The 26,060-nt window shown below is 62.6% G+C and carries 27 protein-coding genes, 1 other RNA gene and 1 pseudogene; 18 read left to right on the forward strand and 11 right to left on the reverse strand.

Annotated features, from left to right (window positions below; translation table 11 throughout):
- Nucleotides 1-24 precede the first annotated feature (24 nt).
- A complete protein-coding gene (locus IFT60_RS02455; RefSeq protein WP_192049129.1) occupies nt 25-504 on the forward strand; it encodes an Lrp/AsnC family transcriptional regulator in 480 nt (159 codons plus the stop codon).
- A gap of 113 nt (nt 505-617) precedes the next feature.
- On the opposite strand, the gene IFT60_RS26750 is transcribed toward IFT60_RS02455, so the two are convergent.
- Both IFT60_RS26750 and IFT60_RS26755 read right to left on the reverse strand, forming a co-directional pair.
- On the reverse strand, nt 618-911 hold the full coding sequence (locus IFT60_RS26750) for a S41 family peptidase (protein WP_192049131.1): 294 nt from the start codon (nt 909-911) through the stop codon (nt 618-620).
- Entirely contained in the window at nt 908-1,633 is a 726-nt protein-coding gene (locus tag IFT60_RS26755) for a S41 family peptidase (RefSeq protein WP_192049133.1), read from the reverse strand. Before IFT60_RS26755 ends, IFT60_RS26750 begins: the two co-directional genes overlap by 4 nt.
- A gap of 447 nt (nt 1,634-2,080) precedes the next feature.
- Between IFT60_RS26755 and IFT60_RS02470 the strand changes: the two genes are divergently transcribed.
- A complete protein-coding gene (locus IFT60_RS02470) occupies nt 2,081-2,839 on the forward strand; it encodes a class I SAM-dependent methyltransferase (RefSeq protein WP_192049135.1) in 759 nt (252 codons plus the stop codon).
- Between the two features lie 254 nt (nt 2,840-3,093).
- Nucleotides 3,094-4,429 (forward strand): annotated as a pseudogene (locus IFT60_RS02475) (IS1182 family transposase); the annotation flags it as partial.
- A 251-nt stretch (nt 4,430-4,680) separates the two neighbouring features.
- On the opposite strand, the gene IFT60_RS02480 reads toward IFT60_RS02475, so the two are convergent.
- Complete coding sequence (locus tag IFT60_RS02480) at nt 4,681-7,407, reverse strand: alpha-1,6-glucosidase domain-containing protein (protein ID WP_192049137.1); 2,727 nt, start codon at nt 7,405-7,407, stop codon at nt 4,681-4,683.
- A gap of 215 nt (nt 7,408-7,622) precedes the next feature.
- On the opposite strand from IFT60_RS02480, the gene IFT60_RS02485 reads away from it, so the two are divergent.
- From IFT60_RS02485 to IFT60_RS02495, 3 genes are read left to right on the forward strand one after another with little or no spacing between them, the layout of a single operon-like run.
- Nucleotides 7,623-8,438: a quinoprotein dehydrogenase-associated SoxYZ-like carrier gene (locus tag IFT60_RS02485; protein ID WP_197986190.1), complete on the forward strand. Its 816-nt coding sequence runs from the start codon at nt 7,623-7,625 to the stop codon at nt 8,436-8,438.
- The gene (locus IFT60_RS02490; protein WP_192049139.1) at nt 8,439-9,353 is read left to right on the forward strand and encodes a quinoprotein relay system zinc metallohydrolase 2; all 915 of its coding nucleotides are present in this window, start codon (nt 8,439-8,441) and stop codon (nt 9,351-9,353) included. It abuts the gene before it with no gap.
- Nucleotides 9,354-9,355: 2 nt separating this feature from the next.
- Nucleotides 9,356-10,606: an NAD(P)/FAD-dependent oxidoreductase gene (locus IFT60_RS02495; protein ID WP_192049422.1), complete on the forward strand. Its 1,251-nt coding sequence runs from the start codon at nt 9,356-9,358 to the stop codon at nt 10,604-10,606.
- 115 nt (nt 10,607-10,721) lie between these two features.
- Here the strand turns inward: IFT60_RS02495 and IFT60_RS02500 are convergent, their stop codons facing one another.
- From IFT60_RS02500 to IFT60_RS02510, 3 genes are all read right to left on the reverse strand, one after another.
- Entirely contained in the window at nt 10,722-10,889 is a 168-nt protein-coding gene (locus tag IFT60_RS02500; RefSeq protein WP_192049141.1) for a hypothetical protein, read from the reverse strand.
- A 13-nt stretch (nt 10,890-10,902) separates the two neighbouring features.
- On the reverse strand, nt 10,903-11,169 hold the full coding sequence (locus tag IFT60_RS02505) for a hypothetical protein (protein ID WP_192049143.1): 267 nt from the start codon (nt 11,167-11,169) through the stop codon (nt 10,903-10,905).
- A gap of 144 nt (nt 11,170-11,313) precedes the next feature.
- Nucleotides 11,314-12,924: a POT-type proton-dependent oligopeptide transporter gene (locus IFT60_RS02510; RefSeq protein ID WP_374000650.1), complete on the reverse strand. Its 1,611-nt coding sequence runs from the start codon at nt 12,922-12,924 to the stop codon at nt 11,314-11,316.
- Between the two features lie 244 nt (nt 12,925-13,168).
- On the opposite strand from IFT60_RS02510, the gene IFT60_RS02515 reads away from it, so the two are divergent.
- Nucleotides 13,169-14,809: an alpha-glucosidase family protein gene (locus IFT60_RS02515; protein ID WP_192049146.1), complete on the forward strand. Its 1,641-nt coding sequence runs from the start codon at nt 13,169-13,171 to the stop codon at nt 14,807-14,809.
- Between the two features lie 278 nt (nt 14,810-15,087).
- On the opposite strand, the gene IFT60_RS02520 is transcribed toward IFT60_RS02515, so the two are convergent.
- On the reverse strand, nt 15,088-15,546 hold the full coding sequence (locus IFT60_RS02520) for a hypothetical protein (RefSeq protein ID WP_229510655.1): 459 nt from the start codon (nt 15,544-15,546) through the stop codon (nt 15,088-15,090).
- A gap of 255 nt (nt 15,547-15,801) precedes the next feature.
- On the opposite strand from IFT60_RS02520, the gene IFT60_RS02525 reads away from it, so the two are divergent.
- Complete coding sequence (locus tag IFT60_RS02525) at nt 15,802-17,424, forward strand: methyl-accepting chemotaxis protein (protein WP_192049148.1); 1,623 nt, start codon at nt 15,802-15,804, stop codon at nt 17,422-17,424.
- 18 nt (nt 17,425-17,442) lie between these two features.
- On the opposite strand, the gene IFT60_RS02530 is transcribed toward IFT60_RS02525, so the two are convergent.
- Nucleotides 17,443-18,540 (reverse strand): NAD(P)-dependent alcohol dehydrogenase, encoded by a 1,098-nt coding sequence (locus IFT60_RS02530; RefSeq protein WP_192049150.1) that lies wholly within the window; start codon nt 18,538-18,540, stop codon nt 17,443-17,445.
- A 177-nt stretch (nt 18,541-18,717) separates the two neighbouring features.
- On the opposite strand from IFT60_RS02530, the gene IFT60_RS02535 reads away from it, so the two are divergent.
- Entirely contained in the window at nt 18,718-19,323 is a 606-nt protein-coding gene (locus IFT60_RS02535) for a hypothetical protein (RefSeq protein WP_192049152.1), read from the forward strand.
- A gap of 59 nt (nt 19,324-19,382) precedes the next feature.
- Nucleotides 19,383-19,748, forward strand: a complete 366-nt coding sequence (locus IFT60_RS02540) for a YfeK family protein (RefSeq protein WP_192049154.1) — start codon at nt 19,383-19,385, stop codon at nt 19,746-19,748.
- Between the two features lie 149 nt (nt 19,749-19,897).
- Here the strand turns inward: IFT60_RS02540 and IFT60_RS02545 are convergent, their stop codons facing one another.
- The 3 genes from IFT60_RS02545 to groES form a co-directional block, all read right to left on the reverse strand.
- On the reverse strand, nt 19,898-20,317 hold the full coding sequence (locus IFT60_RS02545) for a hypothetical protein (RefSeq protein WP_192049156.1): 420 nt from the start codon (nt 20,315-20,317) through the stop codon (nt 19,898-19,900).
- 108 nt (nt 20,318-20,425) lie between these two features.
- A complete protein-coding gene (gene groL / locus IFT60_RS02550) occupies nt 20,426-22,072 on the reverse strand; it encodes a chaperonin GroEL (RefSeq protein WP_192049158.1) in 1,647 nt (548 codons plus the stop codon).
- A gap of 45 nt (nt 22,073-22,117) precedes the next feature.
- Nucleotides 22,118-22,408, reverse strand: a complete 291-nt coding sequence (gene groES, locus IFT60_RS02555; protein ID WP_192049160.1) for a co-chaperone GroES — start codon at nt 22,406-22,408, stop codon at nt 22,118-22,120.
- Between the two features lie 497 nt (nt 22,409-22,905).
- On the opposite strand from groES, the gene IFT60_RS02560 reads away from it, so the two are divergent.
- The 8 genes from IFT60_RS02560 to IFT60_RS02595 all read left to right on the forward strand — a co-directional run bounded on the left by IFT60_RS02560 (nt 22,906) and on the right by IFT60_RS02595 (nt 25,949).
- Nucleotides 22,906-23,163: a hypothetical protein gene (locus IFT60_RS02560; RefSeq protein ID WP_192049162.1), complete on the forward strand. Its 258-nt coding sequence runs from the start codon at nt 22,906-22,908 to the stop codon at nt 23,161-23,163.
- Nucleotides 23,160-23,471: a cell division protein ZapA gene (locus tag IFT60_RS02565; protein WP_192049165.1), complete on the forward strand. Its 312-nt coding sequence runs from the start codon at nt 23,160-23,162 to the stop codon at nt 23,469-23,471. Before IFT60_RS02560 ends, IFT60_RS02565 begins: the two co-directional genes overlap by 4 nt.
- A 46-nt stretch (nt 23,472-23,517) precedes the next feature.
- Nucleotides 23,518-23,699: non-coding RNA, 6S RNA (ssrS, locus tag IFT60_RS02570), on the forward strand.
- An 86-nt stretch (nt 23,700-23,785) separates the two neighbouring features.
- On the forward strand, nt 23,786-24,253 hold the full coding sequence (locus tag IFT60_RS02575) for an EVE domain-containing protein (protein WP_192049167.1): 468 nt from the start codon (nt 23,786-23,788) through the stop codon (nt 24,251-24,253).
- A gap of 68 nt (nt 24,254-24,321) precedes the next feature.
- Nucleotides 24,322-24,612, forward strand: coding sequence for an autorepressor SdpR family transcription factor (locus tag IFT60_RS02580; protein WP_192049169.1), 291 nt, complete (start codon nt 24,322-24,324; stop codon nt 24,610-24,612).
- A gap of 19 nt (nt 24,613-24,631) precedes the next feature.
- Complete coding sequence (locus IFT60_RS02585) at nt 24,632-25,030, forward strand: hypothetical protein (protein ID WP_192049171.1); 399 nt, start codon at nt 24,632-24,634, stop codon at nt 25,028-25,030.
- Nucleotides 25,031-25,041: 11 nt separating this feature from the next.
- Nucleotides 25,042-25,380: a rhodanese-like domain-containing protein gene (locus tag IFT60_RS02590; RefSeq protein WP_192049173.1), complete on the forward strand. Its 339-nt coding sequence runs from the start codon at nt 25,042-25,044 to the stop codon at nt 25,378-25,380.
- Between the two features lie 89 nt (nt 25,381-25,469).
- Nucleotides 25,470-25,949 carry a GAF domain-containing protein gene (locus IFT60_RS02595; RefSeq protein WP_192049175.1) on the forward strand — a complete coding sequence of 160 codons (480 nt, stop codon included), beginning with the start codon at nt 25,470-25,472 and terminating at the stop codon, nt 25,947-25,949.
- Nucleotides 25,950-26,060: the final 111 nt, after the last annotated feature.

Raw genomic sequence — 26,060 nt, forward strand, 5'->3', positions numbered from 1 at the left:
CGATCGTTGAAATGGGCAAGTCGCATGGATAATTCCCGCATCAAGCTGGACCGGATCGATCGCCGGATCCTCGAAGAGCTGCAGGCGGATGCGCGCCTGTCGAGCGCCGACCTGGCCGAACGCGTCTCGCTGACCACGTCGCCATGCTGGCGCCGCGTCAAGCGGCTGGAAGAGGAAGGCCTGATCAGCGGCTACCATGCGCGGCTCGACGCCGGACGCCTGGGCTACCAGGTCACGGCGATCGTGCAGGTCTCGCTCGACAAGAAGGACACGCCGAGCCTGCAGGCGTTCGAGGCCGCGGTGCAGGAAATCCCGCAGGTGGTGGCCTGCTTTCGCATTTCGGGACGCTACGACCACCAGCTGATCGTGGTGGCCGAAGACCTGGACGCGTATGGCGTTTTTTCGGGAAATTACATCAATGGCTTGCCGGGTGTGAAGGAGGTGTATACCTCGTTCGTGCTGAAGCAGGTGAAGGTGGCGACCAATCCGCCGTTGCCGGGGTAGGGCGGGGCGGCCGGCTAATCGGGTAAATGGCCACACGAGCAAAAAATCTGACGCTATTACATGCACGGCTATACGATCATCGCCGCTTCCATGATCACTGAATCAGTGAATGTTTAATCGGAATCGCGCATTCGCTGCAGCAGGTCCCTGGCCAAAACAAGCGCATCGGCCTGTGGCGCCGCGATATCGGGCTTGACGCCTGTACCTTCCCAGTTGGTGCGGGTGATGGGGCTAATGCTGCGGCTGTTCGGAATGTCCGCATAAAGGTGGCCGCTGAGGCGATACGAGGCGACCGGATGGGCACCGCCCCAGGTCGGCTCGCCGATGATGGTGGCGCGTTTCAATGCCTGCATCGTATAAGTGAAATCTTCGCCGGCCGAGCCGGTGCGCGGGCCAGCCAGGATCATGATCGGCTTCTTTCCCCATAGCGTTTGCCGTCGAGTCTGTCTTCGGTCCAGAACTGCTGCGTCTGGCCAGAATCGCGCGACCAGATGTCGTTGAGGCGGGTCCGCTGGTCGACAAAATAGCTGATCAATAGAGCCACCGATTGCGGGGAGCCGCCGTGGTGGTCTCGCACATCGATGACGAGCGCGTCGGTATCGGACAATGTGTTCATCGCGGATGCATACTTTTCCGCAACAAGGGAGGGGGGCGGGAATGCCGATATTCGCAGATAGCCAATGGCAGGAGTAAGGCGTCCGACCTTGTCGATGCCGGATTTGCCGCTCGGTTGCGTACTTGCCATATTTGGGTCGTGGTCGGGTTGCAAAAACCTGGGGCTGAATCGAACCTTCATATGCTTATCATGGGCGACGGAAGCCATGTCAGCCGTGAGCTGCGCGGCAAATCGCGTGCCATTGCTGAGCGCATCATACTTGCCGTCTTGCTGCCGCTTTCGTAGCAAGGTTTCGATCTGTTTTGCAGTGCCGGGAAACACATAATGCTGATTCAGTTCCATCACCAGGCTGTCTATTGCCTGCATGCGCATTCCGCCGTCGAGCACGACTTCATCAGGCGGCCTCAAGGCAAACGCGCCAGTCAGTACCAAGGACAGCAATAACAGTGCGACAACGAGTTTTGCTTTTCCTCCGGCCAGTTCAAAACCTTGAGGGCCGTTCATGGTTTTCATGGGCTACCTCCTTTTCATTTTTATTTCAGAAGGCATTGCCAGCCGAATATGCTTGCATTGTCACGACCTTCCGGTTGTAGACAGACCTGACAAGTGTCTGCTTCTGGCCGATCCGGCAGTTGATTCAGCATAACAGGTTGCCAATGCCAAAAACTCGCCAACTGTCACGACAGACAGCCTAGGGCACAGTCAATCTGCTCCGCGGCAATCGCTCAGCCAGCGCGACATAACCGGGACATTCTGATATAGCCAACGCGCGTCAGGCAGCCAACACCATTACACTGATCATGTCCATTCACGGCAAGCCTGCTGGCACTACTGCAGGCTGCGACTTCTTACGGAAACCGATCATGCACCGCACCCGCTCGCGCAATTGCCGTATATTCCCCATCCCACGGCAAGCCTGCTGGCACTACTGCAGGCTGCGACTTCTTACGGAAACCGATCATGCACCGCACCCGCTCGCGCAATTGCCGTATATTCCCCATCCTGCTGGCCTGCCTGTCGGCGCTGACGTTGCCATCATCCGCCAGTATCGATGCCGCAGCACAGGCAGCGGCCCCCGATACGCGCTATGAACGCGTCGTACCCAGCCCGGATGGCATCGGCAAGCGCTACATGGGTCGCGAGATCGCCGGCGTGATGGGGTGGGAGGGCGCGCAATGGCTCGAGCGCGAAAGCCGCGCACGCGAGGAGCGGCCGGAATTGCTGCTGCGGGAACTGGCGTTGGGGCCCGGCATGACGGTGGCCGACATCGGCGCCGGCACCGGCTACTACACCTGGCAGCTGGCGAAGCAGGTCGGGCCCGGCGGACGCGTGTACGCAGTTGACGTGCAGCCGGAAATGATTCGCATGCTCGACAGCCAGATGACAAAGCGCGGCGTGCGCAACGTGGTTTCGGTGCTGGGCAGCGAAACCACCGTCAAACTGCCGCCGGCCAGCGTCGACTTGGCAATCATGGTCGACGTCTATCACGAGCTTGCCTATCCCGCGGAGGTCCTCGACAGCATCGTCGACGCCCTGAAGCCGGGCGGACGCGTCGTCTTCGTCGAATATCGGGCCGAGGATCCGGCAGTCGCGATTAAGCCGTTGCACAAGATGAGCGAGCGGCAGGTACGGCGTGAAGCCACGGCGCATGGCCTGAAGTGGGAACGCAGCATCGAATCGCTGCCGATCCAGCATGCGATCGTGTTTCGGAAGCCCTGAGCACGGATTTCCTTGCCGTTGCTATCGATGCGTAGCGGCCCGGCGGTTGCGGTTGGGGCTTATCCGGAAAAACACAGGATTCGGAAGAAATCGGACGCTAAGCCAATGTGTCCTTCAATGAAGGACCGCTTACGACCCAGCCTGTGTAAAAACGCAGGCCGATGTAAACGAAACCGGTCCGCTAAACGTTGAGGAAGTATCTCATCACTGGGGTGCCAAATGAAGCGCTTTATCGAAGGCGAAGAACGCGGGCNAGTAGTCGATGTTTTTGTCGAAGAGCTTGATCTTGCCAGTATGGGTTTTACGCGAGTGGCGCCGGCGAAGACGGGGCGGCCTGCCTACCATCCTGCCGTGCTTCTCAAGCTCTACATTTATGGCTACCTCAACCGTATTCAATCGAGCCGGCGCCTTGAGCGAGAAGCCCAGCGTAACGTCGAGCTGATGTGGCTGACGGGACGCTTGGCGCCCGATTTCAAAACGATAGCAAACTTCCGAAAAGATAATGGCAAGGCGATCGGCAAGGTCTGCCGGCAGTTCGTCGTACTGTGCCAGCAATTGGATCTTTTCTCGGATGCAGTCGTCGCGATCGATGGCAGCAAGTTCAAGGCCGTCAACAGCAGCGACCGTAATTTTACCGATGCAAAACTCAAGCGCAGGATGGCTGAGATCGAGGCGAATATCAGTCGCTACCTGGCAGAATTGGACACGGCTGACCGACAGGAACCAGGCACGTCAAACTCGAAAAGCGTTCGCCTGAACGACAAGATCGCAACGATGAAATCGCAAATGGCTACGCTCAAAGAAATTGAAGCGAAGCTGATAGAGACTGGAGAAACCCAGATCTCGCTTACGGACCCGGACTCGCGCTCGATGATGACGCGCGGTTCAGGAATCGTTGGCTACAACGTGCAGACCGCTGTCGACGCCAAACATCATTTGATTGTCGAACATGAGGTCACCAATAACGGCAGCGACCGCGACCAATTGTCCGGCATGGCCAAAAAAGCCCGCACTGCAATTGGCACGACGACGCTGACAGCAATTGCCGATCGGGGCTACTTCAAGGGAGAAGAAATTCTGGCCTGTCATGAAGTTGGTATCTCAGCTTTGGTGCCGCCTACGAAAACTTCCGGCGCTAAAGCCGACGGCCGATTCGATAAGGCCGACTTCATTTACGACCCGCAAAAGAACGAATACCGCTGCCCGGCAGGCGAGTCGCTGATATGGCGTTTCGCCAGCCTTGAGAAAGGCATGACAAATCACCGCTATTGGAGTTCGAACTGCAAAGCTTGTCCACTCAAGAACAAATGCACGCCTAGCTCGCAGCGACGAGTGACCCGCTGGGAACATTAGGACGTACTAGATGAGATGCAGGCGCGCCTTGAACAGACGCCGCATGCCATGCGAATCCGGCGCTCCACAGTCGAGCACCCTTATGGGACAATCAAAGCGTGGATGGGAGCGACGCACTTCCTGACGAAAGGCCTGGAGCGTGTTAAAGCAGAGATGAGCCTGCATGTGCTTGCCTATAATTTCCGGCGTTTAATGGCGATACTTGGAATTCCGGGAATGCTGGCGGCAATCAGGGCGTACGCCCGTTTTCTGACTCTGCAAGGGCTGCTCGAAGCGTTTTCGCTTCTGGCCTTGCCGAAAATTCTTAAACGGCATTACGAGCCCTGGAACGCTCGCCTATGTTCCAGAATTTACCTTGGCCCGCCAAAATTAGCTTTGAGCCCTTCGTTTCGAGTTTTTACACGGGCTGGGCCGATAGGAGCCAGTCAACATACAGAGTGTACGAGCTTGTTGCTATTGGGGCAAGCAAGAGGCTTTCTCAGACGCTCCTAGTCCTCGACAAACACCACCGCCGTACGCGGCGGAATGCTGAAGCCACCCGTCGCCGCGTCGAAACGCGCCTGCGCCGCGCGCGTGTCGCCGGCCGCCGCGGCAGCGTGCACCGGATGCAGCCGCAGACGCTTGCCGCGCGAGGCGTCGTCGGTGACGACGTGCCCCACCTTGTCGACGTTGATAAAGTAGCGGATGCCATTAAAACCCGCGCCGGCATAGCCGCGCCCATCGAGGTGGGCCGCAATCACGGTCGGCTCCTGCTGCGGCCCGACGTTGAAGAAGCGCAGGCGCTGCGCCACCTCGTCGGCCGTGCGCAGGCGGAACAGCGTGGAGCTGCCGCGGATCGCCAGCAGGTCGCGGAAGGCGTCGCGGGTAAAGGCGATGTCGGCCGGGGCAGGGCGCAACGCCGGACTGGCCAGCAGCGGCGCGAACAGCGGCCAGTCCTTGGCATTGTCCGGCGCCGGCGGCAGGCCGGTACCGAAATGATTGGTCCGGTAGGTCCAGTCAATGCGATTGAACCAGTCGCCGGAATTGAAGCTGTTGCGGTCCAGGGACTTGGAGCGCAGGATCTCCGCGCCGGCGTGGAAGTAGGCCACCCCCTGGCTGAAGGCGGTGGTGGCCAGGCCCAGCACCTGCACGCGCGCACGGTTCGCCGTCGAGGTGGTGAGCGGAAGCTTGAGCGCATTGGCGTCGTACAGCGTCTGGTTGTCGTGGTTCTCGACATAGTTGACGGTTTCGCCGGGCGCGCTGGCGTAGCCGGCCGGTTGGCCGCCGTAGTCCATCTCTTCCAGCTTGCGCGTGACGCCGTCGAAGTTCGGCAGCGGGTAGCTGCGCAGCGTGCCGGCCAGGCCGACGCGGACCAGGTCGGCGGCGCGCAGCAGGTCGCTGCGCGGACGCGTGCCAGCCAGGGCGTTGGCGTCGTAGACCAGGCCATTGATGTAGCCCTGCTGCTTGATGACCGCATCGCCGGAGTCGCCGGCGCCGCCGCCGCGCACGGCGTCGCGGGTGCGGTCGCTGAAGGTGCCGATGCCGCTGCCGTTCAGCGACAACTGGGACGCCTGCACGAAGCGCGCGCCATTGGCGACCTCGCCGAAATTCCAGCCTTCGCCGATCAGCTGCACGTGGCGCCCCGTCGCCTTGTTGACGGCCGCCTGCAGCCGCTCCATCGCCGCGCGCGGCTGGTGGCCCATCAGGTCGAAGCGGAAGGAATCCATGCGGTAGTGCTGCGCCCACAGCACGCTCGAGTCGATCATGAGCTTGGCCATCATCGCGTTCTCGGTGGCGGTGTTGTCGCAGCAGGTCGACTGGGTGACCTTGCCCGCTTCATCGAGCCGGTGGTAGTAGCCGGGCACGATGCGGTCGAGGACCGATTTTTCCTGCTGGCCGGCAGCGAAGGTGTGGTTGTAGACCACGTCCATGCCGACGCGCAGGCCGGCGCGGTGCAGGTGCATGACCATCTCGCGCAGTTCGACGATGCGGCGCGCGCCGTCGGCCGGGTCGCTGGCGTAGCTGCCTTCGGGCGCGTTGTAGTGATACGGGTCGTAGCCCCAGTTGTAGCAGTCGGTGTACGCCGTTTTCATCACCAGCGCCTGCTGGTCGGCGCTGTCGGCAGCGCCCTTTGGCACGGGCCGCGCGCACGATTGCTCGGGCACGCTGGCGATGTCGTAGACGGGCAGCAGGTGGATGTCGGTCAGGCCGGCCCGCGCCAGCATCTTCAAGTGGCGCATGCCGTTCGAATTGGCTTCGCCAAAGGCGCCGTACTTGCCGCGTTTTAGCGCCGGCACGCTGGCATCGTCGCGCGAAAAATCGCGCACGTGCAGTTCATAGACCGTCATGTCGGCCGGCGTTTTGACGGTATCGGGGGCGCGGTGGGCGTCCCAGCCCTTTGGCTTGAGGGCAGGGGCGTCGAGGTCGGCGATGTAGCTGCGCTGCGAGTCTGTCGTCAGGCTGACGGAATACGGGTCGGTGACGCGGTTGCGTACCAGGCCGGTGCCGTCGGCGACGACGTCGACTACGTAGGTGTAGTAGTGGCCGGACAGGTCAGCGTTTACGTCCGCGCTCCAGGTGCCAGTGCGGGTGTCGGCGTTCAGCGCGTAGATGGCATGGGCGCGGCCGGTTCCCTTGGCGTAGACGCAGACGGCAGCCTGCTGCGCGGTCGGCGCCCACAGGCTGAAACCGGTGCGGCCAGCGCGTGGCGTGGCGCCCAGGTCGGAGATGTCCTGCGCGGCGGCGTAGAGGTCGTCGAGCGCGCCGGCTGCCTGCAGGCGCGTGGCGGCGAGGACGGTGCCGTCTTCGCTTTCGCGCACCAGCACCAACTGCTCGCGGTGCAGCGCGGCGATGCGCGGCAGGTCGGCGTCGGCCACGGCCAGCACCGGGCCGGCGCCGACGTACTTGAAGCGCTGGGCAGCCGGCCCCGGTACCGCATCCGTGTGCAGCGTCAGCGCCAGCGATCCCGCCGCGCCTCGCACCCTGGCGCCGGCCGTGGCCTCGATGGCGCCGGTGGGCGAGTGGTAGAGGCGAAAGCGGCCGACGCTGGCGCTGCCGGGCCAGGTCGCCAGGCGCCGGTCGAGCCAGATGGCGCGCGCTTCCAGCGTGGCCGGTGCGGCGTGCAGGACGGTGGCGAAAGAAGGGGCGTCGCAGGCTTGCAGGGGAATCGCGGCAAAGGCGGGACAGGCGAGGGTGGCAGCGGCGGCAAAGGCGATGGAGCGGATGGGTTGCGTCATGAATCGGCTGAGATAATCGTAATTTAGCTACGGCGGCAAGGCAGAAGCCTCAAGGATAGCGCGGATCAATTGCAGCGCCGCTGTAATTTTACTAGTTGACATGATCGGTTTCATAAATATGATTTATACAACGGACTTCATGCGCTATAGTCAAAGGTAGTACGACATCTTCGGAAATGAAATCCGGTATCCGCACAAGGACAAAGGTGGATTCGATGAACACTCGTCTTCAAAGCGCGCGCTCGCGTCTTTTCTGCAGTCTGGCGACCGTCGCCATGTTCGCTTGCCCGCACGGCGTGCTGGCCCAGGAAGCCGCACCATCCTGGGCAGCACTGCAAAAAGCCTACTTCCCCGGCAAGACGCTGGAACCGGCGCCCTTCGTGCGCCTGACGGCCCCATCGCGCGCGGCCAGCGGCGAGCAGGTGCCCTTCGCCTTCAGCATCGATCATCCGATGACGCCGCAGCGCTACATCAAGTCGGTCACCGTGATCGTCGATGGCAATCCGGTGCCGCTGACGGGTGTGTTCCACTTCAACCCGAACAGCGGCAAAGCCGAAATCGCCACCCGCATCCGCTTCGAATCGGATTCGCCGGTGCACGTCGTCGCCGAAGCGAGCGACGGTAAATTGTATGTGAACGAGGTGGCTGTGAAAGCGTCCGGTGGTTGCGGCGGCCCGGCGACGGGCGACATTGCGGCGGCGATGGCGGCGGCAGGCAAAATGAAGATGGCGCTCGACGGGCCGTTCAAGCGCGGCGAGGTCAACAAGGCCAGGCTGCTGATCAAGCATCCGATGTACACCGGCTTGCAGCGCGACCTGGTCACGCACGGCTTCCGCCCGGCCTTCTTCATCGACAAGATCGACGTCACTTATAACGGCAAGCCGGTCATGACCGCGGACACGGCGATCGGCATCAGCGAAGACCCGTCGCTCCAGTTCAACTTCGTCGCCGACCAGCCCGGCGCGCTGCAGGTCGTCATTCGCGACAATGCGGGCGGGAGCTTTCGCCAGTCGCTGAGCGTTGGAGGGTAGGTGCGCCTGATCTTCGTGGCGTGGTTGCTGGTCGCCGCCGCGCAGGTCGCCGCTGCGCCGCTGCAGGTCGAGCAGGTCGCGCCGGGCGTGTACGTGCACATCGGCCAGCACAAGGATTTCGAGGAAGGCTACGACGGCGATATCGCGAATACCGGCTTTGTCGTCGGCAGCGAAGCGGTGGCGGTCATCGACAGCGGCGGCTCGTATGCGGTCGGCCTGGCGCTGAAGGAAGCGCTGCGCCGCATCACGCGGCTGCCGGTACGCTATGTGATCAATACGCATGGGCATCCGGATCACGTGTTCGGCAATGCTGCGTTTCTCGAGGGTGACGCGCCGCCGCGCGTGATCGGCCACGCCATGCTGCCGCAGATGCTGGCCGCGCGCGGCGACATCTACCTGCGCAACCTGAAAAAACAACTGGGCGCCGTGGCGGACAAGAGCAGGGTGATCGCCCCGAGCGAGACAGTGCAGCAGCGCCTGACCCTCGACCTGGGCGGCAGAACGCTGGAACTGACGGCCTGGCCGAACGCGCATACGAACAACGATCTCACCGTGTTCGATGCGGCCAGCGGCACCTTGTGGACGGGCGACCTGCTCTTCATCGCGCGCACGCCTTCGGTCGATGGCGACGTCACGGGCTGGCTCGCCGCGATGGAAGGGTTGGAAAAGATAAAGGCTGGCGTGACGGTTCCTGGGCACGGTCCCGCCACCCGCGACAAGAACGGCGCGCTGGCGCGGCAGCGCGGCTATCTGACGACCTTGTTGCATGACGTGCGGAGCAGCATTCGCGAGGGCAGAGACATGAGCGCGACGATGGCGACGGCGGCCGCCTCCGAACGGACGCGCTGGCAGCTGTTCGACGTCGTCAACCGGCGCAACGTCAACCTGCTGTATCCGGCGCTGGAATGGGAATGACCATGCGCAGGCGCGATTTTCTCGCACTGGCGCTGGCCGGATCGGCACCGTTTCCGGCGGCGGCCAACAAGAGCGGCCGCGCCAGCCTGGGACGTGTCGTCGTGGTCGGCGCGGGCTATGGCGGCGCCACCGCGGCCCGCTACCTGCGCATCCTGAGCGGTGGACGCATCGAGGTCATCCTGGTCGACCAGAACGCCGCATTCACCTCCTGCCCGGTCAGCAACCGCGTGCTGGGCGGCCAACGCACGCTCGAACAGATCACCTTCGGCTACGACGGGCTGCGGCAGCACCATGGCATCCAGTTCATGCACGGCAGCGTGACGGCGATCGATGCCGACAAGTCGCGCATCGTCGTCGCTGGTAAAAAGCTGGCGTACGACCGGCTGGTCGTCGCCCCCGGCATCGACTTCATCTACGACGCCTTTCCGCAGCTCGCCGGCGCGCAGCAGCAGATTCCGCATGCGTGGAAGGCGGGGCCGCAAACGCGCAACCTGCAGCGCCAGCTGATGGCCATGCGCGACGGCGGCGTGTTCACGATCGTGGTGCCGGCGCAGCCGTACCGCTGTCCGCCCGCGCCCTACGAGCGCGCCTGCCAGGTGGCGTTCTACCTCAAAACACACAAGCCGCGTTCCAAGGTGGTGGTGCTCGACGCCAATCCGGTGATTACCTCGAAACGCGTCTTGTTCGAACGGGCGTGGCGCGACCTGTATCCGGGCATGATCGAGTACGTACCAGGCAGCGAATTGCAGGGGGTGGCGGTGGCCACGAAAACCGTCAGGACCGCGTTCGATACGGTGAAGTCGGATGTGCTCAACCTCATCCCGCCGCAGCGGGCGGGCCGCATCGCCCAGGACTGCGGCCTGGCGAATGTCGAGGGGCGCTGGTGCGCGGTCGATTTCCTCAGCTACGCGTCCGCGGTGCTGCCCCGCGTGCACGTGATCGGCGACGCGATCGATGCCGGCCTGCCCAAGTCGGCGCACATGGCCAACGCCCAGGCGAAGATCTGCGCGCGTGCCATCGTCGACCTGATGCTGGGCGGGGCGCCGGACCCGGCACCGGCTTTTGCCAACACCTGCTACAGCTTCGTCGACGGCCGGCAGGCAATGTACATCTCGACGCTGTATCGGTACGATGCGGCAAAGAAGAGCATGCAGGCGGATGGCCCCGGCTTCCTGTCGAGTCAGCCGTCGGTGCAGGAAGGCGGGGATGCCGATGCGTGGGCGCGGCAGATCTGGCGTGACGTGCTGGAGTAGGGTGGGCGCCCCGAGCCCACGCGTACAGATGAGCAGTGATTGCACTTGTCTAGGCCAACAATGCTCAGCGCTCCGCGTGGGCTCGGGGCGCCCACCCTACGGTTCGGGCCGTTCGCTATGCTTTCACCGCCAACTTCTCCTGCTTGTGCTGCTTGTACAAAAACAGCCCCCACGCCGCGGAGGCAAGCAGCAACACCACGCTGGCCGCGTCGACGCCGACGTTGACGCGCACATCTACCTTGACGTCTTTCATATCCTCCCTTTCATGTGTGGTGTCGATCATCCGGCGCAGCGCATCATTTCCTGGTGTTCGCCGGCGCCGCAGCCTGCTGCGAAGCCGCCGCGGCGGCAGCCTGCTGCTGTTCCTTCTGCTTCTTTTCCTTCTTCTTTTCGGTGTGGTGGCCGACCGCGCATCCGATCGCGGCTCCGGCGACACCATGTTTGCCGGCGACGTGACCGACGACACCGCCCGCCACGGCTCCCTTGACGCAGCCGGCATTGGCCGTGCCGGCCGCCAGCAGCAGGGCGGTGGCGACCACCGCCAGCTTCGATTGTGCACGCATGATTGTTCTCCTTTTGTCGTCAGTGCAGACCACACTAACGGTTTCGGCGGCGCAGGACAGTTCGGCCTTTAACATTGCGCTGACCTCGACGCAGACGAAAAAAACGCCCGCAGCGCGGGCGTTCTCGGAAGGGCAGTCAGCGCATCATGCCTTGACCGCCGCCGGCGCATGCGCACCTGCGGTGCTGCGGTAGTGGTCGACCATCTTGTAGCGCTTCGCGTACAGCCCGAACGCGATCGCGGCAAGGAGCGCGAAGGCGGCGAAGAAGTACATCTGGAAGGCGATCACGCTCACCCCCGATCCGGCGATGGTACCGAGCACGGCGTCGTTCTTGACGGCGGCGTTCACCACCAGCACCCACAGGTTGCCGACCGTGACGGCCAGGCTCCACAGGGCCATGATCGCGCCTTTCATCGAGGCCGGCGCCTGGCTGTAGGCAAATTCGAGGCCGGTGGCCGAGACCAGCACTTCGCCCATCGTCAGCAGTGCATACGGCAGGATCTGCCAGGCCATCGAGGTCGGCGTGCCGGCGTCCATCGACACCTGGATGGTGCCGATCACCAGCCACGACAAGGCCGAGAAGGCGATACCGGCGGTCATGCGGCGCAGCGCGGTTGGCATGAAACCCATCTTTTGCAGCAGCGGGAACAGCACCAGGTTGTTGAAGGGGATCAGGATCATCACCAGCAGCGGATTCAAGGCCTGCATCTGCGCCGGCAGCAGGGTGAATTCGTTGCCGAAGAGGGAGAAGGTCGTGATCATCGAATTCGCCTGGACCACCCAAGTGGACGCTTTCTGGTCGAACAGCGACCAGAACGGCGTCACCAGCGAAAACACGACCAGGATGCGCAGCACCGCGCGCACGCCGTCCACCGCTTCGTCGGGATGCAGGCCGCGCGCACGTTCCAATTGCATCGAGGTCCCGAGGCCGCCAAAGGCCAGCAGCAGCACCAGCGCGGTACAGGCGGCGATGACGAAGCCCCACTGCAGCGACATCGCCAGCGACACCACCGCGCCGGCGACGCCGATCATGGCGACCGTCAAACCTGGCCGGCCCTGGCCCGGCGCCTGCGCCAGCAGCGCGCTTTTCGCAACCTTCGTAAACGAGTGCGGCGTGGCGCCGGCGGGCGGCACGTGCACGTACTTGCGGCGGCCGCTCCAGAACACGATGGTGGCGATGAACATCATCACGCCCGGAATGCCGAAGGCGACCGCCGGTCCGTAGTTCTTCAGGAACAGCGGCATCAAGAGCGAGGCGAAGAAGGAGCCGAAGTTGATGATCCAGTAGAAGGCATCGAACACGATCTTCGCCTTGCCTTTATTCGTCTGGTCGAACTGGTCGCCCACGAACGAAGAGACCAGCGGCTTGATGCCGCCCGAGCCGAGCGCGATCAGGCCCAGGCCGAGATAGAAGCCCTGGACGTTGTCCTCGAAGATAGCGAGGCAGGCGTGGCCGGCGCAGTACACGAGGCTGAGCCAGAAAACGGTGTTGTACTTGCCGAAGAAGCGGTCGGCCAGCCAGCCGCCCAGCAGCGGGAAGAAGTAGACGCCGATGACGAAGGTGTGGAACACGTGCTTGGCTTCGCCGGTGCGCTCGGACTCCGGCAGGAACAGCAGCAGGGTCGAGATCAGGAAGGGCGTGAGGATGTTGCGCATGCCGTAGAAGCTGAAGCGCTCGCAGCCTTCGTTGGCGATGATGTACGGGATCTGGCGGGGCATGCGCCCTTGGGAGTCGGTCGGTAGGGGCTGGCTCATGGACGCATCCTGGAATAAATGACACGCGATCCTATGATGCCCTTGCGGTCTTTGCAACCAGAAAATATACATGCCTCAGGGGTACACGTAGTTTTCCTACTTACCAAGCAAGCAGTGCAAATATTATTTGCATGCAAGTCGTTGAATGCAAAGGAAATATGCCGTTTATTGCGGGCGCTGCGCTGATTGTAAAAACGGAAATCGTGCTGTATATTGCGTAAAAACGACCAACCGGATCACGCTCATGACCCAGACCAGCACCCAGCCTTCCACGCAACCGTCCGACTGGTGGCGCGAAGCCATCATCTACCAGGTATACCCGCGCAGCTACCTCGACACGAACGGCGACGGCGTGGGCGATATTCCCGGCATCACCGCGAAACTCGACTACATTGCTAGCCTGGGCGTGAACATTGTCTGGCTCTCTCCGTACTTCAAGTCGCCGATGAAGGATTTTGGTTACGACATCTCGGATTACTGCGACGTCGATCCGCTGTTCGGCACGCTGGCCGACTTCGACGCCATGATCGCCAAGGCGCACGCGCTCGGCCTGAAAATCATGATCGACCAGGTGATGGCGCACACCGCGGATGCGCACCCTTGGTTTGCCGAGAGCCGTTCCAGCCGCGACAATCCGAAGGCCGACTGGTACGTGTGGGCCGATGCCGCCCCGGATGGCAACCCGCCCAACAACTGGATGTCGGTCTTCGGCGGCGCCGCCTGGCGATGGGACACGCGCCGCAAGCAGTACTACATGCACAACTTCCTGGCCAGCCAGCCGCAGTTGAACTTCCATAACCCGGACGTGCAGCAGGCCCACCTGGCCGCGCTGCGCTTCTGGCTCGAGCGCGGCGTCGACGGCGTGCGCATGGATGCCTGCAACTACCACTTCCACGATACCCAGCTGCGCAGCAATCCGCCGGCCCTGACGCGCGACACGGCCTCGGTCACCGACGTCAACCCGTACGGCATGCAGTCGCACATCTACGACAAGACGCGTCCGGAAAACATCGCCTTCCTGCAGAAGATCCGCGCGCTGCTGGACGAATTCGGCGCCGTGTCGATCGGCGAAGTCGGCGCCGACGATGCGCTGGCCTGCATGGCCGAGTACACGGCCGACGGCGACAAGCTGCACATGGCCTACAGTTTCAACCTGCTGACGCCGCAGTTCACGGCGGAGCACATCCGCACGCAAGTGGAAGAATTCGAGGCGCGCGTAAAGGGCGGCTGGGCCTCGTGGTCGGTCGGGAACCACGATGCGATCCGCGTCGTGACGCGCTGGGGCGGCGAAGCGGCCCCTAGGTCGTTCGCATCGATGGTGCTGGCGATGCAGCTGTCGCTGAAGGGCACGCCGTGCCTGTACCAGGGCGACGAACTGGCGCTGCCGGAAGCGGACGTGCCATTCGAACTGCTGCAGGACCCGTACGGCATCACCTTCTGGCCCGAGTTCAAGGGCCGCGACGGCTGCCGCACGCCGATGCCGTGGACCGACGCGTCTCCGAACGCGGGCTTTACCGATGGCCAGCCCTGGCTGCCGGTCGCGGCGCCGCACCTGGCGGCCGCGGCATCGGTGCAGGAACGTGATCCGCAATCGGCGCTGAACGCCGCGCGCCGCATTATTCACTGGCGCCAGAACCTGCCGCAGCTGACGCGCGGCGACATCTCCTTCTTCGACGCGCCGGAACCGGTGCTGGCGCTGCGGCGCACCCTGGAGGGTGAAGCGACCGTGCTGGCCGCGTTCAATCTGTCGGACGTGCCGGTGACGATTGAATGGCCGGAGACGGCGGGTGCGCAAGACCTGGCGGGGCACGGCTTGCCGGGTGAAGCATCGAATGGTCAGGTGACCTTGCCGGCCTATGGGGCGTGGTTCGGAACAATCGCCTGAGGCACCAGGGTGGGCATCGTTGTTTAGCCTGGGGTGCGCAGCGGTCAACGATGCCAACTGGTGTTACCGAAGACCCGCGGCCGTTGTGCACTGTAGGGTGGACTCCCGAGTCCACGCGGTTCACCATATGCAGAGACGCGCCTCCAATAACACTATCGGTGCATGCCGTACCATGTTGGTTTGAAGTTCGATTGTTCAGCCGTTGAACGCGTGGACTCAGGAGTCCACCCTACGTTACACATCGGCTAACAATGTTATCGAGGTCGTCAGATCACACATTAATCCAGCGACTTGGTCTCCACCCGCCGCACCCCGCGCCGCCAGTCGTCCAGCGACACCACCGCATCGCCCGCCGTGTCTTCGACCAAAATCTGGTCGCCCGTGCGCGCGACCAGGAAACTCTCGCGCCGGTGGACCTTGTCGGCGCGGTTCTCGACAAAACTCAGCTGCCAGTAGGCGCGGCCATTGATGACGCGCGGGGTCTGGTCGTCTTCGATGACGGCGCCGTGCGCCTTGCCGCGCGAGCGCCGTTCGATCTCCGCGGACCAGCTTTTGACTTCCGGCAGCGCCAGCAGCGCGGCCATCGCCTGCTCGCGCGTGACCGCCGGTTCGGCCGATTGCCTGACGATCGGCTTGGCCGGCTGCGGCGCCGGGGCGGGCGGCTGTTTGTCCTTGCAGCCGGCGAGCAGGAGGGCTGCCAGCAGCGAGCCGGCCAACAATACAGCGCGTGACATCATGATGGACCTCGTGAAAAACGAGACGCCATACTAGCCGATGTGTGGTTGCCGGGCAATCTCGGCCCGGGCGGGGAGGGGGCGGCCTGGATTATCAGCGGCATCACAATTGTTGCCTTAGGCCAACAATTTGATATTTGCGTAGAATTGATGGATCAGTAAATATTCATTAATAAAAGCTATATCGGTCATTCAGCTAACCGCATGCAGGCCTGAATCGATATGCCCGATCCCATCAAACGAATACGAGTACACGCAATGAATCTGTTATCAAACATGAAGATCGGGCAGCGTCTCGCCCTCGGCTTCGCCGTTGTCCTGTCGCTGTCGATCGTCATCACGGTCATCGGCATCCTGAAGCTGAACGCGGTGGCCGACGCCGCCGAACAGATGCTCGACCAGCCGGTCAAGAAGGAACGCATGATCAGCGAGTGGGCCGCCAACATCGCGGTGGCCGTGATCCGCACCTCGGCCATCATCAAGAGCAGCGACACCTCGCTGACCGCGTTCTTTGCCCAGAATACGGCGGAGACCAACGCCAAGGCGGCGACCTACCTAAAGGAGGTCGAGCCGCTCCTGACCAGTGCCGACGAGAAGAAAATCTTTGCGAACATGATGGCGCTGCGCGGCGGCTATGCCGGTGGACGCGCCGAAGCGGTGCGCCTGAAAAGCGAAGGCAAGGCAGAGGAAGCGATGCGGGTGCACGACCAGGTCTACATCCCGGCCGCCAAGGTCTACCAGGCCCACATGGCGTCGCTGGTGGCGCTGCAGCGGCAGCAGGTCGACCAGCTGCGCGGCCAGATCCAGCAGATCAAGGTCGAGAGCCGGCGCACGGTGGTCCTGCTGGGCGTTCTGAGCGTCGCCTTCGGCGCCCTGTGCGCGTGGTGGCTGACGCGCTCGATCACGCGTCCGGTGCAGGCCGCCGTGGCATTGGCGCGGCGCGTGGCGGCCGGTGACCTCGGTTCGCGCCGCCAGGCCACGGCGAAGGATGAAATCGGCGCGCTGCAGGATGCGCTGGCCGACATGAACGACAAGCTGCTCGGCCTGGTCGGCGAGATCCGCAATGGTTCGCATGCGATCGCCACCGCGTCGTCGCAAATCGCGGCGGGCAATCTGGATCTGTCGGCACGCACCGAGCAGCAGGCCGGCGCGCTGGAAGAGACGGCCAGTTCGATGGAAGAGTTGACCTCGACCGTGTCCCAGAACGCGGACAATGCGCGCCAGGCGAACGCGCTCGCCACCTCGGCCAGCGAAGTGGCGGGCCGCGGCGGCGTGGTGGTGGCGCAGGTGGTGCAGACCATGGCCTCGATCAACGCCTCCTCGAAGAAGATCGCCGACATCATCGGCGTGATCGACGGCATCGCGTTCCAGACGAACATCCTGGCGCTGAATGCGGCAGTGGAAGCGGCACGCGCCGGCGAGCAGGGACGCGGCTTCGCGGTGGTGGCGACCGAAGTGCGCAACCTGGCGCACCGTTCGGCGGCGGCGGCCAAGGAAATCAAGGTGCTGATCGGCGACTCGGTGGTCGAAGTCGACCTCGGCGCGAAACTGGTCGACCAGGCCGGCGCGACGATGAGCGAGATCGTCGGGAGCGTGCGGCGCGTGGCCGACATCATCGGCGAGATCACGGCCGCGACCGACGAGCAGACCGCCGGCATCGGCCAGATCAACGAAGCGATCAACCAGATGGACCAAGTGACGCAGCAGAACGCCGCCCTGGTCGAGGAAGCGGCGGCCGCGTCGAACGCCATGCACGAACAGGCTGGCCAGCTGCTGCAGGCGGTCAGCGTGTTCAAGCTGGCCGACGCGGCGCAGCCGGCGCAGGAACGTCTCGACCAGCGGGCGGCGCGGCCAGCCGCATTGCGTGCGCGCCTGGCGTAAGCCGCCGCACGAGAGGTCTTACTTCTCGTGCGCGATCTCTTCCTTCAGCGAGGCCATGTCGATCACGTAGCGGAAGCGCACGTCGCCCTTTTCGACCTTTTTGTAGGCGTCGTTGACGTCCTGGATGCGGATCATCTCGATTTCCGGGCCGATGCCGTGTTCGGCGCAGAAGTCGAGCACTTCCTGGGTCTCGGCCAGGTTGCCGATCAGGGAACCGGCCAGCGAACGGCGCATCTGCGCCATCGACATGTTATCCAGTGGCGCCAGCGGTTCCAGCGCGCCGACCACGCACAGCACGCTGTCGCGCTTGAGCAGTTCCACGAAGGGATTCAGGTCGTGCTTCTCGGGCACGGTCGAGAGGATGAAGTCGAAGCTGGTCGCCAGTTCTTCCAATGCTTTTTTATCCTTCTCCAGCACCGCCGTAAAACCGAGCTTCTGCGCTTCCTCGATCTTCTCCTTGGTGGTGGTGAACAGCGTCACCTCGGCGCCCATCGCCTTGGCGATTTTCGCGGCCATGTGGCCCAGGCCGCCCATGCCGATCACACCGACCTTGTCGCCCGCCTTGACGCCCCAGTGCTTCATCGGCGCATAGGTGGTCACGCCGGCGCACAGGATCGGCGCCGCCACTTCCGGCTTGAGGCTTGCAGGGATCTTCAGGACAAAATCTTCCTTCACCACCAGCAGGTTCGAATAGCCGCCGAAGGTATTGTCCTTGCCGTAGATGTTTTCGCCGGCCTTCGCCTTCGGCACCATCGGACCGTTGTAGGTCGCCAGCCAGCTGTTCGGGCTCCCGCAATAATTCTGGTCGCCGCACCGGCAGGCTTCGCACTGGCCGCAGCTGTCGACCATGCAGCCGACGCCGACCAAGTCTCCCACCGCATGGCGGGTGACCGCCGCTCCGACCTTGGTCACGCGGCCGACGATTTCGTGGCCCGGCACGCAGGGATAGACCGTGTTCGACCATTCGTTTTTCACCTGGTGGATGTCCGAATGGCAGACGCCGCAATACAGCACGTCGATTTCGACTTCGTGCGCCCCCGCTTCCTCGCGCTCGAATTCATAGGGTTTCAGGCGGCTGAAGGAATGCTTGGCCGCATAGCCGGTAACCTTGATCATGTTCGCTCCTCGGTAAATGGAGCGGGGACGATAGGCCGATGATGCGGCTGCGTCTGTTAGATTGCGCGCAAAGCCGGCAAAAGGCGCGGCTCGGCTAGCAATTCCAGCTTTTGAGCTTGCTATCATGGCATCTTGCTAACAAGATGTGCGCGTTCTCGACCACTACATCCACGGATCATGAAATGGTCTTTTGTCGTACTGGCCTTGGTCGGCGGCTTTGCCCAGGCAGAGGTTTCCATGAAACGAGATAAGGACGGCTATCCCCTCCTGACGCAATTTAGCGAAGCGGGATTCATTGACTGCAGCTTCCGGATCGTGGACCTTGTCGAGAACGATATGGAGTACCGCTTTCGCCTGATCGGCTCCTACGAGGGCGAACGCGTGGGCATGGCGGTGACCGTCATCAAGGGCATCCGTGCGGGAATGGATCGGGACATGGCCCTAATCCGGGACCATGTATATCGGCGGGGCGTGGTGTTTTCCCGCACCGGTCCGGAGAGCGACCGGCTCGTGCGCGCATTGGCGCGGTCGTATGGCGCTCCACATGTGGCGCTGCAGATGGCGCCGAGCGAAGCGTTCACCGTCATCGCCTTGCACCAGGGCGAGATCGACATGGCAAACGAGCCGATCAAGCTCAAATTGTTCGGACGGGACGACTCCGAGAAGCCCGACGACGACTATTACGAATCGTTCTTCAATCTCGACCTGAAACATGGGTACGTGTACTGGAACGAAAAGGACCAGGACTACCGCGCGCCCCTGCTGCGCGGCCTGTCGAAATAGCGGCGCCTTTCGATGCGGCGCCGGCCATGCCGGGAGAGCGTGTGACATCTATCAAACGTATGAAACGCCTGATTGGCGCTCTGTTGCTGGCTGCTGCCGTGCACGGCGTGGCTGCCGCGGCGCCCGAACCGAAGGTGCAGGCAGAAATCGCCCATCTGCTCGACTATGTGGCCACACCTGGCTGCCAGTTCAACCGCAACGGCAGTTGGCACGCGGGGACGGAGGCGCGCGCGCATTTGCAGAAGAAGTACGACTACCTGCTCAAGCGCGGGCTGGTCACGGATACCGAGTCGTTCATCGTGCGCGCGGCCAGCGAGAGCAGCATGAGCGGCAAGGATTATCAGGTCAGGTGCGGGGGAGGGAAGGCGGTAGCCAGCGGGGTGTATTTGCGGGATGAGTTAAAGCGGTTTCGGGCCGGCAGGTAAGGGATTGCGCGGCGGATGTGGGTTAGTGGTTGACGTGCGTGGTTCGCGGCCGTAAATGCGGCGGGCATGCCCGCCCTACGTTGCACCGCAGTCCGTGGCCGATGTGCTCCGTAGGCCGGGCATGCCCGCCGTGCGGATGGAGCGATCCGTTAGCCCAACTGTAAACCGTGATCCTCGCACCACGCTGCCAGCACCGCGCGCGTCTGCGCCTCGCGGAAATCGTGCCAGCGGTCGGTCAGCCCGCGCTCTTCGACCAGCTCGCTGAAACGGCGATAAGCGCCCGAGCGCTTGAACATCTGGCGCACGTACTCGTCATCGTCCGGTAGCGCAGCGTCGACAAAATCGAACACCAGCTGCATGCCGAGGTCGAGATTGTGCATGGTCGGCACCGGAACGTAGCGCGCCGAGGTGTCGATATCGTCCGGCAGGGGCGCCAGGTCCGCGGGTACCAGCTCGGAACGAACGTGAACCGCGCCCGTGTCGAGCGACACCCAGGCCTTGGCATTGGTACCCGCTTCCGACACCATCAGGACCGCGTCTTCCAGGTCTTCTGCATTTACTAGAGCCATCGTCTTCTCCAAAAAGTAAAAAAGCCCGCAAGGCGCAAACCGTGCGGGCTTTTATCAAGTGCGTCAGGGCGCCGGCGAACCGGCGCCAAGCAGACAGCAATGAGCAACTTACATCATGCCGTCCATACCGCCCATGCCGCCCATACCACCCATGCCGCCCATGCCGCCGGCTGGCTTGTCTTCGGCAACTTCCGAGACCATGCAGTCGGTGGTCAGCATCAGGCCGGCGATCGACGCTGCGTTCTGCAGGGCCGAGCGGGTGACCTTGGCTGGGTCCAGCACGCCCATTTCGACCATGTCGCCGTAGGTGCCGTTGGCGGCGTTGTAGCCGTAGTTGCCCTGGCCGGCCAGCACGCCCGAGACGACGACCGATGCTTCTTCGCCGGCGTTCTGGACGATCATGCGCAGCGGCTCTTCCATGGCGCGCAGGACGATCTTGATGCCGGCTTCCTGGTCAGGGTTGTCGCCCTTGACGTTCAGGTTGGCGCGGGCACGCAGCAGGGCGACGCCGCCGCCTGGCACGATGCCTTCTTCGACGGCTGCGCGGGTCGCGTGCAGCGCATCTTCGACGCGGGCTTTCTTTTCCTTCATTTCGACTTCGGTGGCAGCGCCAACCTTGATCACGGCAACGCCGCCGGCCAGTTTGGCCACGCGCTCTTGCAGTTTTTCGCGGTCGTAGTCCGAGGTCGCTTCTTCGATCTGGATGCGCACTTGCTTGACGCGCGCTTCGATCGATTCAGCGGCGCCGGCGCCGTCGATGATGATGGTGTTTTCCTTGCCGACTTCGACACGCTTGGCCTGGCCGAGTTCCGCCAGGGTGACCTTTTCCAGGGTCAGGCCGACTTCTTCGGCGATGACCTGGCCGCCGGTCAGGACAGCGATGTCTTCCAGCATGGCCTTGCGACGGTCGCCAAAGCCTGGGGCTTTCACTGCAACGGTCTTCAGGATGCCGCGGATGTTGTTGACGACCAGGGTCGCCAGCGCTTCGCCTTCGATGTCTTCGGCGATGATCACCAGCGGACGGCCGGCTTTCGCGACTTGTTCCAGTACCGGCAGCAGGTCACGGATGTTCGAGATCTTCTTGTCGCACAGCAGGACGAACGGCTGGTCGTGGATGGCGACTTGCTTGTCCGGGTTGTTGATGAAGTACGGCGACAGGTAGCCGCGGTCGAACTGCATGCCTTCGACGATGTCGAGTTCGTCGTTCAGCGACTTGCCGTCTTCGACGGTGATGACGCCTTCCTTGCCGACTTTTTCCATCGCTTCAGCGATACGCTCGCCGATCGAGTAGTCGGAGTTTGCCGAGATCGCGCCGACCTGGGCGATTTCCTTGGTGGTGGTGCATGGACGGGCGATCTTCGCCAGCTCTTCGACGGTGGCAGCGACTGCCTTGTCGATGCCGCGCTTCAGGTCCATCGGGTTCATGCCGGCGGCAACGAACTTCATGCCTTCGCGCACGATGGCTTGTGCCAGCACGGTCGCGGTGGTGGTGCCGTCGCCGGCGTTGTCGCTGGTTTTCGAAGCGACTTCCTTGACCATCTGCGCGCCCATGTTCATGAGCTTGTCTTTGAGTTCGATCTCTTTCGCGACCGAGACGCCGTCCTTGGTGACGGTCGGGGCGCCGAAGGCACGGTCCAGCACGACGTTGCGGCCTTTAGGACCCAGGGTGACCTTGACTGCGTTGGCGAGGATGTTGACGCCTTCAACCATCTTGGCGCGCGCTGCGTCGCCGAAAATTACTTCTTTAGCTGCCATTTTTTGTTTCTCCGTTATTTCGTGAGATGTTCTGAGGGAGGAGGATTACTTGACCAGCACGGCCATGATGTCTTCTTCACGCATCACCAGCAGTTCCTGGCCGTCGACCTTGACCGACTGGCCCGAGTACTTGCCGAACAGGACGCGGTCGCCGACCTGGACTTCCAGTGCACGGACTTGACCGTTTTCCTGGACTTTGCCGTTGCCGACGGCGAGGATCTCGCCCTGGTCTGGCTTCTCGGCAGCTGCATCAGGGATGATCAGGCCGGAGGCAGTCTTGGTTTCCTGGTCGAGACGCTTCACGATAACGCGATCGTGCAGTGGGCGAAGGTTCATGCAAAACTCCTTTATTCAGTGGTTTGGACTAGCGTTTGTTTGCTTCGATGTCCGCCTCGCGGTGTGCGCTGCGGCTTTGAAAGAGTTGTTAGCACTCTCAACTAACGAGTGCTAATTATAGGGACGACATCAGGGTATTTCAAGCTGCCATGTTGCAAAATAAGCTGCGTCTGTTTGATCGTGCTCAAGGTATGCAGACAGAATGATGTGCTTGGCTTGCCTTTGCGCAGGCACAAAGCGGAGAGACTAGCACTGAATGGATTCGACTTGACGCACTGTTGGCGGGTAATTGAGCAATATCAAAAGACTGTACGAAACGGCCGGGCAGGGTGAGCAACCGTATATGTAGGGTGGACTCCGTCCACGCGGTGCGGCGGTGGAGCAGCGGCGATGCCCGCAACGATGGCGAGCGCAATTCCCGAACGCCCCATGAAACGCCATCTTGCCAAACACGCTATGCTGTTGACTGTCAACCCTTATCCAACCTATAGTACCGAATGATTTCCGAATTCCAAGACTTATCCGACAAGATCGAGCGGCTCGCCGAGCTGGTCGGGTCGCTGCGCAGCGAGAATGCGCATTTGCGCCAGACGAACCTGGTGCTCAACGAGGTCAACATGGCGCTCGTCGAACGCCTTGTCGAGGTCCAGCACAAGGTCGAAGCCGTGATCGAGCAATTGCCCGCGCCCGAAGCCGACGCTGAAGCGGATGAAGCGAACGCTGCTGCACCCATCGAACCCGAGGCCGCCCGATGATTTACCTGGATGTGACGATCATGGGCCAGCCCTACCGCCTGGCCTGCAAGGAAGGCGAGCAGGCGACGCTGCGCGACGCCGTGCGCTATCTCGACGGCAAGATGACCGCGCTGCGCGACTCCGGCAAAGTCAAGGGCAACGACCGCATCGCGGTCATGGCCGCGCTCAGCGTGGCCGCCGAATTCCTGTCGGTCAAGTCGCCGCAAGGGCCACTGTCGGACATGACCATGCTCGAAGTGAAACAAAAACTGGAAGTGATGCACAGCGTCCTCGACCAGGCCCTGGCGCCGCAAGAAAATTTGCCGTGAGCGGCCAAATTCGTTTGACATGAGGCTTCAAGCGAGTAAACTGCGAGGCACCCTGCGGTGTTCGAGATTGCCATATATTCCTTGAACCATTTACATGCATAGGTTGCGGGATAGTGTTTGATGGGCGTGAGCGTCGCTAGTTCGACGAACCCGAAATTGAACTGACTGTGACCACCTTGAGCCATCAGGTTCGGGATGCCGGCAAAAAACGGCACAGGCGGGGCTTTATTCCATAGAAGCGGTTGCGGGCATGTGCACGCAGCCGTTTTTTTATGCCTGTTTCATTCACGCGCGTATAAAGGAGTCATTGCGCAATGCGTTACTGGTTGATGAAATCCGAGCCCGATGAAGTCAGTTTCGACGACGTTCTCGCGGCGCCCGCGCAGACAGTCGCCTGGTTCGGCGTGCGCAACTACCAGGCGCGGAATTTCATGCGCGATGCCATGCAGGTCGGCGACGGCATCCTGTTTTATCACTCCAGTTGCGCCGTTCCCGGCGTTGCCGGCATCGCCGAAGTCGTGAGCGGTCCTTATCCGGACGCCAGCCAATTCGATAGCGGCGGCAAATACTTCGACCCGAAAGCCACGCCCGCGCAGCCGCGCTGGATATCGGTCGACGTGCAGGCGAAAGAAAAGGGGCGCTATTTGCCGCTGGCCGAGATGCGCGCGATGCCGGCGCTCGAAGACATGGTCCTGCTGCAGAAAGGCAGCCGCCTTTCCATTTCGCCGGTCACTAGTGCGCAGTGGAACACCATCGTCGACTTTATCCGCACTACACCCTGATCGGGTATTTTTCGCCGCATGTGCGAAAGTGCTTGTGATATTTAGATGATTAGCTAATAATCGATCACATGAGCACCGTATTCAAAGCCTTGTCCGACCCGACCCGCCGCAAGGTCCTGCAATTGCTGCAGGCCGGACCCATCGGCGCGGGGGAACTTGCCGACATGTTCGACGTCTCCAAGCCCACCATGTCGGCGCACTTCGCCGTGCTCGTCAATGCAGACCTGATCGAGGCCGACAAGCAGGGGAGGAATGTCACCTACCGCCTCAAGTTGTCGGTGCTGGAAGAGGCGCTGCTCGCTTTCGCGCAAACGTTTGGACTGCAAGTCTCGCGGCCGGAAGACGGCCTTCCGAAGTGAAATCGCACCAGGAGAAGTCATGAGCAAAGCTTTCCCGCTGGGCCGCGCGCTGTTCGCCGCGGTATTGATCGTCGGCACCTCCGCCGCCCTGAAATGGGCGGCGCCGGAATACCTGTCGCCCGAGTGGTCGCAGCGCTTCACCGGCGCGCTGCTCGGCTGCATCGTCCTGTTCTACGCGAATGTGATTCCAAAGTCGCTCACCAGCATGGCGCGCCTGCGCTGCCCGCCCGCGGCAGAGCAGGCGGCGCGCCGCTTCGCCGGCTGGAGCCTGGTGCTGGGCGGCCTCGGCTACATCCTCGCGATGCTGCTGGCGCCGCTGTCCAGCATGTACCTGGTCGGCGGCGGCGTGCTCGCCGTGGCGCTGGCGGCCGCGCTGCTGCGCTGTTTCGGCATCGGCCGCACCGCCGCGCGCGGCTGAGGAGAATAATCATGTTCGCCATGCTGATGGGACTGAAGTCGATTGCGCCGCGCGAGCTGCAGGGGCGCCTGGGAAAAGACGGACTCGCCGTGTTCGACCTGAATGCGCGCCAGGCCTGGCTGAAGGCGCGGGTGCCGGGCGCGGTCAACCTGGCGCCGGATTTCGATGCGACCGCGCTGCCCGCCGAGCGCACCACGCCGCTGGTTTTCTACTGCTCGAACCCGCTGTGCCGCAAGGCGCCGAACGCGGCGCGGCGCGTGGAAAAGCTCGGCTATACCGATGTGCGGGTCATGTCGGCGGGAATCACCGGATGGATGAGCGCGGGACTGGCAACCGACAGCGGCAGCTGACCCACGGGGCAAGAGGACAGGGAACTTTGAATTCGGTGCGCCGTGGATGGTAGGATTTGCCACCCTCAAACGCAATCCGGAGTTAAAAGTTGGTAAACGTCCTGCCGCCCTGTGTCGAAGAAGTCCAGGCCATCCGTGCCGTACCCGATATCCTGCAAACCCTGGCCGACCTGACCGGGCTCGGATTCATCTGTGTTGCCCACGTCACCGCCACCGAGTGGACCGCCTGCGCCGTACTGGACCGCCTCGACTTCGGCCTGAAGCCGGGCGATCCCCTCGACCTGACGACGACGCTGTGCGAAGACGTGCGCGATACGGGCCAGGCGATTGTCATCGATTGCGTCGACGACAGCGCGCAATACAAGAACCACCCCACGCCGCTCATGTATGGATTCCAGAGCTATTTCTCGCTACCGCTGTTTCGTCCTGGAGGCGCCTATTTCGGTACGCTCTGCGGGATCGATCCGGCGCCTGCGGCATTGAGCAACAAGACCACGACCACCACCATGCGCCTGTTTGCCGAGCTGATTTCGAAGCAGCTCGACCCGCACGGGCCGGCCGTGGACTGAGCGAGGCAGGCGCGGCATGCGCATGCCGGAATCGCCGGGCTTCCGCTGGGAAGGCCGCGCAGCCGTTACAATCGATGCACCCGTCCCACTTCGAAGAACAACATGCATCGA

The sequence above is a fragment of the Massilia sp. CFBP 13721 genome (genome assembly GCF_014842025.1).
Lineage (GTDB): Bacteria > Pseudomonadota > Gammaproteobacteria > Burkholderiales > Burkholderiaceae_D > Telluria.